This window comes from Pseudomonas sp. FP2294 (assembly GCF_030687625.1).
In the GTDB taxonomy this organism is placed as follows: domain Bacteria; phylum Pseudomonadota; class Gammaproteobacteria; order Pseudomonadales; family Pseudomonadaceae; genus Aquipseudomonas; species Aquipseudomonas shahriarae.
Genome location: NZ_CP117441.1, coordinates 673208 through 684862, shown reverse-complemented (window position 1 = coordinate 684862; position 11655 = coordinate 673208). Strand labels below are relative to the sequence as shown.

Annotated in this window: 8 protein-coding genes; 1 reads left to right on the top strand and 7 read right to left on the bottom strand. The window is 63.0% G+C overall.

Annotation, left to right across the window (positions count from 1 at the left end; all coding sequences use genetic code 11):
• Window positions 1–220: 220 nt before the first annotated feature.
• The 6 genes from PSH73_RS02915 to pbpC all read right to left on the bottom strand — a co-directional run bounded on the left by PSH73_RS02915 (window position 221) and on the right by pbpC (window position 6154).
• Window positions 221–778, bottom strand: coding sequence for a DUF4136 domain-containing protein (locus tag PSH73_RS02915; RefSeq protein WP_186625835.1), 558 nt, complete (start codon window positions 776–778; stop codon window positions 221–223).
• Window positions 779–823: 45 nt separating this feature from the next.
• Window positions 824–1426, bottom strand: a complete 603-nt coding sequence (locus PSH73_RS02910) for a DUF4136 domain-containing protein (protein WP_305461891.1) — start codon at window positions 1424–1426, stop codon at window positions 824–826.
• A gap of 24 nt (window positions 1427–1450) precedes the next feature.
• A complete protein-coding gene (locus PSH73_RS02905; protein WP_057437591.1) occupies window positions 1451–2200 on the bottom strand; it encodes a methyltransferase in 750 nt (249 codons plus the stop codon).
• Window positions 2193–2501: a MazG-like family protein gene (locus tag PSH73_RS02900; protein WP_057437589.1), complete on the bottom strand. Its 309-nt coding sequence runs from the start codon at window positions 2499–2501 to the stop codon at window positions 2193–2195. Before PSH73_RS02900 ends, PSH73_RS02905 begins: the two co-directional genes overlap by 8 nt.
• Before the next feature lie 137 nt (window positions 2502–2638).
• On the bottom strand, window positions 2639–3601 hold the full coding sequence (locus PSH73_RS02895; protein WP_076965387.1) for an IS110 family transposase: 963 nt from the start codon (window positions 3599–3601) through the stop codon (window positions 2639–2641).
• A 222-nt stretch (window positions 3602–3823) separates the two neighbouring features.
• Window positions 3824–6154: a peptidoglycan glycosyltransferase PbpC gene (gene pbpC / locus PSH73_RS02890; protein WP_169989301.1), complete on the bottom strand. Its 2331-nt coding sequence runs from the start codon at window positions 6152–6154 to the stop codon at window positions 3824–3826.
• 99 nt (window positions 6155–6253) lie between these two features.
• Here pbpC and PSH73_RS02885 point away from each other — a divergent pair, with 99 nt between their 5' ends.
• Complete coding sequence (locus PSH73_RS02885; RefSeq protein ID WP_057437585.1) at window positions 6254–6547, top strand: hypothetical protein; 294 nt, start codon at window positions 6254–6256, stop codon at window positions 6545–6547.
• 128 nt (window positions 6548–6675) lie between these two features.
• On the opposite strand, the gene PSH73_RS02880 is transcribed toward PSH73_RS02885, so the two are convergent.
• Window positions 6676–11571, bottom strand: a complete 4896-nt coding sequence (locus tag PSH73_RS02880) for an alpha-2-macroglobulin (protein WP_305461888.1) — start codon at window positions 11569–11571, stop codon at window positions 6676–6678.
• Window positions 11572–11655 lie beyond the last annotated feature (84 nt).

The following is an 11655-nucleotide window of genomic DNA, read 5'->3' as shown; positions in this document are numbered from 1 at the left end:
GTGGATCGGGTGTACGGACGCGATCCCATCGCAGCCTCGCCGGGGCTCGACAGCTCCCACAGGGGAGCCGCGGCACCTGCAAATCTATCTTGGAAACACAGATCGAATGTGGGAGCTGTCGAGCCCCGGCGAGGCTGCGAAGGGATCGCCTCGGTGTACCTGTTAAACCGCAGCGCCCGCATCGCAGTGATGCAGCAGCCCTACACGGACCGAGTACAACTTAGCGTGGCGGGTAGTTGGACAACACCTTGGTCACTGTCGCCCGGATCGCTGCACTGCGGTCCTGGGGGCTGGGCGAGTTGCTCATCATCTGTTCGTCGCTGCCGCGCCACACCAGCTTGCCGTCCTTGCCGTCGAGCAAGTCGATCTGGAGGGTCGCGACCTTGTAGGTGACGTTGCGGGTTTCGTTGTACATCGGTGCGCCCCAGTAGCCATTCCACGGGCCGCCCCAGGCGCCGCCGTAGTTGGTGGTGACTTGCTGCTGACGGTCTTCGACGATCAGGTAGGCCTGCACGTTCAGGTCTGCCTTGGCCCCGGGGGCTGCCGAGCGCAAGCCGCGCTGATCGAGCTGATCGGCCACCGCCTGGCGGATGCGCTGCTCGGTCAGGTCGCTCTTGATCCGCGGATCGTCAGGGCGGTACTGCAACGCCGGGTCTTTCCAGGCCCAACTGCGGTAGGCGGCAAAGTCGCGGCTGGCGTCAAAATCGTGATTGACCTGATGAGTCTGGCAACCGCCCAGCAGCACGGCAAAAGCGAGCAACGCGATACGACGCAACATGGTAGTTCTCCAAAGGGCAAACCGAGCCTGAAATGAGAATAGCTGTTAACTGGGAGGATACGCCGTCATGGCCTTCTGCACAGCCTGGCGCAAGGCATCGCCGCGCTCACTCAGGCTGCCCTGGCTGCCCGTCTCGGCGCTGGCGCTCCATACCGCCTGGCCCGTGCGGGCGTCGAACAGGTTGACGCGCACCACCACGACTTGCACTTCATAGGTGCGCACGATCGGCACCGAGTTGTACATGCCGTAGCCGTTGCCATAGCGGTTGTAGCCACCGTAGCCGTAGGCATAATCGTCCTGCACCTGGCGCAGGCGTTTTTCCAGATGCACATCGGCGCTGACCAGCAAGTCCGGCGCGCGCTGGTCATGCACCGGCCGCAGGCCACGCTGGTCAAGGGCACCGCTGACGGCTTCGGCGATCTGCGCAGGATCTGCCCAGGCCGAGCCGGCCGGCAACTGGCCGTTGCGCCAGGCCCAATTGCGATAGGCACCGTAGTCACGCACCGGCGCCGGGTAGGCGCTGGCATCAAAGGTGTTGGCCGCCTGGGCAGGCGCCGGCGGCATGGGCTTGGAGGCCGCCACATACGGGTTGTTGCTGGAGCAGGCCCCCAGCCCCAGGCACAGCAGGATCAATGCACAGCGCTTCATTTCGATCTCCGCAGACTGGGCCGCTTAAACCGGACGGCAGATCCAGTGCAAATAACGCCCAAGTCCGGCAAAGCTTGGGTGACGACGGTGAGCGAGTTCCATCTCCAACAAGTCCTGCAAATCGGCGCGGGCCTGGAATTCCACCGGCATATAGTCGTGGAAGACCCGCACCCCGCTCTGGCTTTCGACCTGCCACAGGCCTTCAAGTTGCGCCGCCAGTTCCCGTGGGTCCAGGGGCTGTTGCGGGGTCAGGCTCTGTTTTTCGCCGGCCATGTCATTTTTGCGCATCTTGCGAAAGTGGCCCTTGAGCAAGTTGCGGTAAATCAGCGCATCACGGTTATAGAACGCCAGGGACAACCAGCCACCCGGCGCCGTCAACTGGTGCAGCACCGGCAGGATCGCATGGGGTTCGGCCAGCCATTCCAGCACGGCGTGGCACAGCACCAGGTCGTAGGGCTCGGTGAGCTGACCCAACAGGTCCTGCCAGGGCGCCTGGATGAACGTTGCACTCTGCCCCGCTGCGGCGAACCGCTGGCGGGCGCCTTCGAGCATCGGCTCGGCGGGCTCGGCCAAGGTCACATGATGCCCGCGCTCGGCCAGCCACAACGACATATGGCCCAGGCCGGCGCCGATATCCAGCACGCGCAACGGCCGCTCCGGCAGGGCCTCGGTCAAGTCGGCCTGCAACACCGCCAGGCGAATCGCGCCCTTGGCACCGCCGTAGATCTTCTCGGCAAAACGCGTGGCCAACTGGTCGAAATGGCGATCACTCATGGGTAAACCGCCGCTCGTTGTCGGCCAGCTTGGCGCTGACCACTTGATCCATATCCAGGCCCAGCTCACCGCAGAGCAGCAGCAGATAGAGCACGATGTCCCCCACTTCCTGGCCGGCATGGGCGAGTTTGTCGGCGGGCAACTGGCGCGACTGGTCTTCGCTCAGCCACTGGAAAATCTCCACCAGCTCGGCCATCTCTACGCTGGCGGCCATGGCCAGGTTTTTCGGGCTGTGGAATTGTTTCCAGTCGTTGTTATCGCGGATGCGATGCATGCGTTCGGTAAGGTGTTCGAGATTCATGGGGCGCTCCTGAAGGGGTATAGCTTCAGGCTCAAAGACGGGGATGGCAAATAAATTTGCGCTGCTTGTCAGGGCACTATCGCAGGCAAGCCAGCGCCCACATTGGACGGTGTCAACAAATCAAACTGTGGGAGATTCTATGGTTTTGGGGAAGCCCCCAAAACCGCTTTTGACTGGTATTCGCTCAGGTTTTTCATGAGCGAAAAGGCGATGCGCGCCAGCTTGCGGCCAATGATGACCAGGGCTTGAGTCGTTTTCAGGCCCCTGGCCAGATAACCCTCGTATAAAGGTTTCCAGGCTTCTGACCTGATACCTGCTGACGCCGCGTTATGCAGCAATCTGCGTATCTCTGAATCTCCCTTCTTGCTCAATGAGCGGCGTCCGCTCATTTGCCCAGAATCGGATACTCTCAAGTCCATTCCCAAGAACGCGATGTAAGCGTCAGCACTTTCAAATTCTCCTCGCTGAAACGCCATTACCAGGGCAACTGCTGTCAGAAACCCAATGCCCTCGACGGCTTGGCAGCGCTTGACCTGATGCAAAAGCCCCGCCTCAGTAACAGCATCTAATATCCTTTTCTCAATGAGCCCCTCATGCCTATCAAGACACGCTGAAATGCTCTTGGACGAGGCCTTGAGTGATGGCTCGCCCGCCCAGCTCTGATTCAGTGCAACACGCATTTTCACCAGCGCTGCGCGTCGACGCAGCAAGCTTTGAAGCTTGGTATAAATCTTCGGCGGCGGATTCCAGGCGCGTAAATCAGCCTGTTCATTCTTCAAGTAGCGAGCCAGCAACTGCGCATCACTGAAGTCTGTTTTAGCGCGACCACCTGTGCCTTTGCGGTAATGGCTAAGGCGATATCCATCAATCACGTAAACGATATGGCCCATCGAATGAGCCAAGTTGACGGTATCCACGTGATAGATATTGGTGGCTTCAATTGCGATGGCGCTGCCCGCAGGCAAAGACTTCAGCCATGCCTTCAGCTCGCTTTTCTTGTTCGATACGATCTTTGTTTCAGCAGTTTCACTTTGATAAACAACTACTTCGGCTTTAGCGACATCCACTCCAATGATTGATTGCGAGACAGTCATTGCCATGAGAAAAGCTCCGGGTTAGGGTTTACGGGCTTGTCGGGGCTTCACCGTTGCGCTGGCTTGCTTCTATCGTCGGTCATGGCCGATGCATTCCTTATCGGCGCTTTGGTGAAGGGGTGGGACGAAGTCTCCCACGGTCTGTACTGGCTAGAGTCAGATGCTGGCTTTTAGTCCCACCACCCCTACAAGTCTAACCATACAAGCCGGCTTGCCTGCGATGGCGATCTAATCAACCACGCTGAACTCAACCCTGGCCGTCTGCCCCGCCTCATCGAGCACACTCAGTTGATAGCGCCCCAACTGCTCCAGGCTGGCATTGATGCTGTCCTGGTTGGCACTGTCGCCCAGCGGCGCACCATTGAGGAACCACCAGCGCCGCCCACTGCCGCCCAGGGCCGAGAGCTTGAGGCGCAGTTGCTGCTGGCTGCCCGCCGGCAAGCGCAGTTGATCGCCCTCACGCACACCCACCACCGACAACGGCGACGACGCCGCCAGCGCCGGTGGCGGGCAATCCGGGTCTGGCGCAGGGATGCGTGCGTCACGCCGCTCGATCCTCGGCAACCACGGTTCCAGCGGTGCCGGCCACAGGGCAATGTCCCGCGATACCGCGCCCGGGCAACTGGCCGCCACGCGCAGGCCCTTGGCATTGACCCACACGGTTTCCATCAAGCCGACACCCAAAGGTTGGTCCAGGGCCTGCAAGGTCGGCGGCGTGGTGTTGTCCAGCGTCCAGGCAAACCGCTGGCGCCGGCAATTGGCGTCGCTGCGGCTCATGGGCTGGCCCAGGGGCCAACAGATCGCCGCCACGCCGACATTCATCGGCACGGGTTTAACCGGCGCGATAATGCCGCGCTGGCTGTCGCGGTTGGTCAACACATCGTGCACTTGCAGCATCAACGGCGCCGCCGAGGCCAGGCCAAACTGGCCGGGCACCGGGGTGCCGTCCGGGCGGCCGATCCACACACCAATCAAATAGCGCGGCCCGACGCCAATGGCCCAGGCATCGCGAAAGCCGTAGCTGGTGCCCGTCTTCCAGGCCAACACCGGGCGCTGCACCAGCTCGGCCCGGGGATCACGGTCCGGCCGCGCCTGGCCACTGAGGATGCGCCGCACAATCCACGCCGAACCCGGCGATAACAACGGACGCTCCTTGAGCACATCATCGGGCTGCAAACGGATGGCCGCGCTCTTGCCGTCACGGGCCAACGCGCTGTAGCCACCGACCAGGTCTTCCAGGCGGCTGCCGGCGCCGCCCAGGATCAACGCCAGGTTCGGCTCGGCCAGCGACGGCAGCGCCAGGGGCATGCCGCCGATGCGCATTTCGCCAGCAAAGCGCTTGGGCCCATAGGCTTCCAATAGTTGCACCGCCGGCAGGTTCAGCGAGCTGGACAGCGCCGTACTGGCCGGCACCGCGCCGGTAAAGCCCATGGAAAAATTGCCCGGTCGGTAATCGCCATAGCGCCGAGGCACATCCTGCAACAGCGATTCGGAGTGAATCAGCCCCGCGTCCAAAGCCATGCCATACAGGAAGGGTTTGAGGGTCGAGCCCGGCGAGCGCAGGGCGCTGATCATATCCACATGGCCAAAGCGCCGCGCATCGTTGATATCCACCGAGCCCAGGTAGGCGCGCACGGCCATGCTTTCTTCTTCGACCACCAGGATCGCGGCCGAGGTGTGCTCCGGCAGCCGCGCGCGCCAACCCAGTAGCAGGTCTTCGAGACGGCGTTGCAGGGTCGCGTCGAGAGTGGTGCGAATCAGCGGCGGGCTGTCGGGACGGTTCAGGCGGCGCGCCAGCAGCGGCGCCAGGCTGGGTTCCAGGCGCGGCGCCAGCAACAGGGGTTCTTCCAGGGCTTCGTCGACCGCCGATTGCGGCCACACCTGGAACTCGGCCAGGCGCCGCAGCACTTTGTCCCGGGCCTCCTGGGCGCGCTGCGGGTGACGGTCCGGGCGCAGACGGCTCGGTGCCTGGGGCAGTACCGCGAGCAACGCTGCTTCGGCGTGGGTCAGCTGTTGCGGCGACTTGCCCAGATACGCCCAACTGGCTGCCGCCACCCCCTGCAAGGTGCCGCCAAAGGGCGCGCGATTGAGGTACAGGTTGAGGATCTGGTCTTTGGACAGGTGCCACTCCAGCTGCGCGGTGCGCCACAGCTGGCGCAACTTGCCCGGCAGGGTGCGCGAATGGGGATCGAGCAGGCGCGCCACCTGCATCGACAAGGTGCTGCCGCCAGACACTACCCGCGCGCCGGTCAGGTTCTGCCAGGTCGCCCGCACCAGGGCCAGCGGGTTGACGCCGGGGTGCTGGTAGAACCAACGGTCTTCGTAGGTCAGCAGCGCATCGAGGTAATACGGCGAGACTTCATCGGTCGCCACCGGGTAACGCCATACGCCGTTGGCATCGGCAAAGCGCCACAACGGCGTGCCGTCCTCCGCCAGTACCACACGGGCCAGATCGTCCTTGGGCAACGGCAGGGGCCAGAGGCGGTCGGCCAGCCACAGCAGGGCTATCACCACCAGCAGGCTACCCAGGGTAGCGCGTGCAACTATTCGCAAATTCAAACGGGCAAACCTCTATGCTTCTAGGGAACTCGCCCAAGGGATTGGCGACCAAAGGCTCAGGTCCGGCAGATACGCCCACCCTTTCATCAGGAAACTCATATGCAGGTAGAAAGCTTTTTCGAATGGCTGGGCCAGGCGCTCGGTTCGGTCATCCGCTTTATCGTCGACGGGCTCAGCGGCCTGTTCGGCGCCCTGACCAATGCCGGCGGCAACTTTATCGACGGCCTGTCGCGCACCCTGGGCATGGACACCTCGATCATCAGCATCATCACCCTGATCATTGGCCTGATGCTGCTGTACTCGGCAGTCCGGGCGTTTATGCGGGCCTCGATCATCATGGGGATTATCTGGTTGATGCTGGGGTTGTGGCTGCTCAGTTGGGTTGTGCATTAAATACAGGCCCTGTGGGAGCGAGCTTGCTCGCGATAGCGGTGTGTCAGTCGCCGAATACATCGGCTGAAAAACCGCTATCGCGGGCAAGCTGCCACATTAAAGGCAGCACCAGTTCCTACAGGAGGCGCTTAACGCCCCTTGATCACCATATCCACTGGGGTATCCCCCACTGCCTGCCAGTTCGGCCGGTACATCGACTCCACTTGCGGCGGCGGTACGCGATAAGTCCCAGGCGTGACAGCGCGGGCCAGGTACAGCAGGTGCGTGGTGCCGTAGCCGTCCAGGTTCAGCGCGGCCACATAGCGATCATCGCGGTATTCCTGATGCTTGATCGACGCATTCTGCATCGACTCGCGCCATTCCTTGACCTGACTGCTGGCGTTTTCCAGGCTGGCGGCGCTTTGGCCCAGGTTCTGGTTCTCCAGCTCCAGGCCAGCTGGTAGCAGGTCGACCACCAGTGCATCCGGCACCCGTTGCTTGTTGGCGCTGACCGCAATGTGCACCAGCACCAGGTCGCCGCTGCGCAGGTTTTGCAGGTTCAGCGGCTGGCCATTCATCCCCAGGTACTCACGACGAATACTCAGGTTTTCGCCACCCGCTACCGGCGCGTGCTGTGGATAACCGGAGATGCTCAGTTGCTGGTAAATCGGCTCGCTGCCCGGGTTGCGCAGGGTCAGCGGTGAAGCCAGCAACGGGCCTTCCAGCTTCAGGCCGGACTGGCCGTTGTTCAGCTCGCGGGTTTCGCCGCCGCTGCTCAACTGCGCCGTCCAGTTGGTTTCCGGTTTGCCCAGCAGGCCACGGCCGGCGAGGAACAGCGAGTTGCGCTCCTGGGTCGACAGCCATGGGCTGGCCGCCATCTGGTCCGACAGCTCGAACAGGCGTTCTTCACGCTTGCCTTTGGCCAGGTCGTTTTCTTCCAACAAGGCCAGGATCATCGCCTGATCACGCAGGGGGCTGCCGTAGTCGGCCAGCCATTCATTGGTTTTGCGCTTGACCGCCAAACCGGCGAGCAATGCCTGGTCGGCGCGCGGCTGGTCGCCCATCTTCTGCAAGGCAATCGCCAACTGCACCAGGGGCAGGCCGGAACGCGCATCGCTGCGGCGTTCGAACAAGCTGCGCAATGCGCCCAGCGGCGCCTGCTGACTGCGCGCCAGCACCAGCCCGGCGTAGGCCTGCACGGCAAAGCGCGTGTGGTCGGCGTTGTCGCTGTAGTCGACTTCAATCAGGTTGCGTTCCTGCACATAGCGCAGCAGGCGTTCGCTGGCCTTTTTCAGCGCTTCAGGCGGTACGGCAAAACCCTGGTCGCGGGCGCGCAGCAGGAAGTCGGTGACGTACGCCGTCAGCCAGTATTCTTCCTCGCCATCGGCACCCCACAAACCAAAGCTGCCGTTGTAGCGCTGCATGCCCAGCAGGCGCTCGATACCCAATTCGATCTTGCGCTTGCGCTCGGCATCCGGCTCGCCGGTCAACCCCAGGCGCGTCAGCACGGCGGCGTCGACGTACAGCGACGGGTACAGGCCGCTGGCGGTTTGCTCCAGGCAGCCATACGGGTAGGCCTTGAGCGCACGAATCTGCTCGCCCAGGTTCAACGGCGGGCGGCTCGACAGGCTCAACAGCGCCTCACGCCCGGCCGGTTCAAACAGGGCCAGTTCGCTGTCCGGCAGGCTCCAGGCTTCGTCCTTAAGCACTGCGCGGTATTGCTTGAGCAGCGCCGGATAAGCCGGGCGCACACCCAATGTCCATTCGCGGGTAAACGCCGGCAGGTTCTCGCCCGGCAGGTCCAGGCCGTTGACCGTGACCTTGATCTTGCCCTGGCCAAAACCGCCCAGCGCACGCACTGGAATCTGCAAAGTGGTGCGCTGGCCCTGGGTCAGTTGCACGCTTTGCGATGGCTCGCCCAGCAGGGTCAGTTGACCTTCGGCGGTCAGTTGCACATCGAGCTTCTGCGCCTTGCCCGACAGGTTGGACAGGTCCAGCGCCAGGCGCGTCTGGTCGCCGCCAGCGAGGAAGCGTGGGGCCGACAGTTCGGCAATCAAGGGCGCGGCGATCACGGTCTTGGCTTCGGCCATGCCGTAGCGGTCATCGCTCCAGGCCTGGGCCATCAGGCGCAGCTCGCCGTTGAAGTCGGGGATATTGACGCTGACTTCGCCCTCGCCTTTCTCATTCAGGGTCACCGGCGCGCTTTGCAGGGCGACGATGGTGACGCTGGTGTCCGGGCGCTTGCCGCCCTTGGCCAGCGCCGCGTCACCACCAAAGGCCAGGCTGGCCAGGCGGCCCTGGCCGGCTTCGATCAACTGCCCATAGATATCGAACTGATCCACGCCATACGCCTTGCGGCCGAACAGGCTGGAGTATGGATCCGGGGTCGGGTACTCGGTGATATTGAGGATGCCCACGTCCACCGCCGCCACCAGCACATGCACCTGTTTCGGCACGCTGCCATCGGCATTTTTTGCCGCAACCTTGACCGTCAGTGGCTGCTTGGGGCGCATTTTTTCCGGTGCAGTCAGGGTCAGGCCCAGTTTGCGCTGGGTACGATCCAACGGCAGGTGCAGCAAACCCACGGCGCGTTTGGGGGTGATGTTGGCTTTGCGCTCGCCGGGACGGATCACCAGCGCGCTGACATACAGATCATGACGCGACCATTTCGGATCGAGCTTCACTGCAAAGCTCTTGCCTTCGGCCGGCACCTCGATTTCCTGCCACCACAACGGGCCTTCACTGGATTCGACCAACAGGTAGCCCTTGCCGGCTGCCGGCGGGGTGACAGTGACGTTGGCCGTATCGCCATCGCCATATGCCGGTTTGTCCAGCGCCAGCTTGACCTGGTCCGGGCGCACGGCGCCGCCTTCGGTGTTGTCCTGAGCCTGGTAGCCAGCCCAGAAGCGCTTGCTGCTGATCAACCCGGTCTGTGGGTCTTCGACTTCGACGCGGTACGGGCCCCACTCCACCTGGAAGCTGACCTTGGCCGTATCGCCGGCCTTGATGTTGACGGTCTGCTCATCGAGGTTGAGGAATTTCTCGTTGTAGTGATAGCTCCAGCCGTCGTTGTCCGAGTAGTTCCAGTAGTAGTCGCGGCGCTCGCGGATCAGGCGGACCTTGAGGTTGTCGGCCGCCAGCTTGTCACCTTGCTGGTTGGCCAGCAGTACTTCGAATTCCGCCGGGCCATCGCCATCGGTCTCCTTGCCATCGAACAAGCCGCGCAGGCCGGGCAGTTGCTCGGCCGGCCATACCGGCTGTACCAGGCGGCGGGTGATCGGGCGCCCGCCGGATTCTTGCAGGCTGGCCTGCACGATCAGTTGCAGCGGCGACTTGGCCTCGCTCCATTTGCTTTCCAGGGTCAGCTTTTCCTGGCCCTGGGCATCGAGCACGCTTTCGTCCAGTTCAAAATCCTGGCTCAGCTCTTCTTCCGTTACCGAGCCAAACTCGTAGCCCGGCAGGGCTTTGACCGCCTCGCGCAGCGGGCGCACATACACTTGCCCGCTCAGGCGATTGCCCGCCGCCGGGGCGCCGTAGAGGTAGCGGCCGTTGACCTGGATAACGGCGTTGTCCGCCGGGCTCAACGGCGTGTCGCTGCCCTTGAGTTCCAGGGCCAGGCGCTCGGGCAGGAAGTCCTCGACGAGGAATTCATACAGCTGCGGCTTACCGTCACCCAGGTCGAACACCAGCTGCCAGCGCCCGGTCGGCGCTTCGCCGGCCAACTGCAACTGATACTGATAGAGGCCAGAGGCATCGGCGTCCCATACGAATTTGCGGCTGACCTGCTCATCCGGGCGGCGCACTTCGACACTCACGGGCTGTGGCTTGACGGCATTGCCGTCCTTGTCGCGCAGCAGGGCGTTGAGCAGCACGGTTTCGCCAGGGCGGTACAGATCACGCGGGCCGAACACAAAGAATTGCAGCGGGTGCGCGGGCTGGCCGCCGATATCGAACTCGGCCAGGTCCAGCGCTGCGCTGTCGAGGCGCAACAGGCTGGTTTGCTCGCCCTGCTTGGCCAGCAGTACCTGGGCCTTTTTCGGCAATGGCAGTTCGGCGTGGCCGCCCTTCTCGGTCTTGCCCTGGCCCAACACGCGGCCTTCGGCATCGAGGATTTCCAGCTCGACGCCATCGAGTGCCTTGCCGCCTTCCAGCGCCTGGGTAAACACATCCAGGCGGTTGGCGTAACGGTGCACCGACAGGCCGATATCACTGAGGGTGAACAGCGTGGCCGGTTGCGAATAGTTGTAAGTGCCCGAGGCGCGCATCACCGCCAGGTACACGCCCGGCTGTTGCAGTTGCTTGAGGCCGGCGATGGGCAGCAGCAGGGTTTCACGGGTGTTGCGCGCAGGATTCAGGTCGAAACGGCCGCCGTACACCAGGTCGGCCATGGGCAGCAGTTCACGGGACTCATAGCTTTGCAGGCTGGTATTGCGGCCCCACTGGGCGAGAAACACCGGCAGCGATTCGGGCTTGATGCGGAAGAATTCGACGTCGATCTTGTCGACATTCAGCGCGATCACCGGCAAACCTTCGGCCAGACGGGTGGGCAACAGGGTGCCACGGCTGGCGAAGCCGACGGTGGCTTGCAGGTCGCGGGTTTCCAGGCGGCTGACGTACTCGGCGGCGAGCTTGGCGTCATTCACCCCACGCAGGCCGGCGTCCACGGTCAGCACCAGTTTACGCTGGGGCTCCAGGTGGCGCAGGCGCAGTTCCATCAGGTTGTCGGAAAGCTCCCAGGCACCGTCGACCTTGCCGGATTTGCTGTCCACCAGGTGCAGCTTGTCGGCGAACTTCTGGTCCGGGTCCAGCGGGATCGAAAAACTCACCGACAAGGTGCTGGCGCCATCCAGTTGCACCTCAGACACGTCCACCACGCTTAACTCACGGCCTGCATAACGCTGCTTGAGCGTCGCCACGTCTACCGCGGCCTTGGCCGGCGCCGTCACCGCTGCCGCAGGGGCCGCTGGCGCTGCTGGTTTGTCGGAAGAATCGCAGGCGCTCAGCAGGGCCAGCGCGCAGGCCAGGAACAATCCTTTGTTAAGCATGGGGCACTCGTTGTGAGGGTGTCTGAGGGGTGAACTATATATCAGCGCCAGTGAAGCGGGTTATGGTGGCGATCACATTGACCG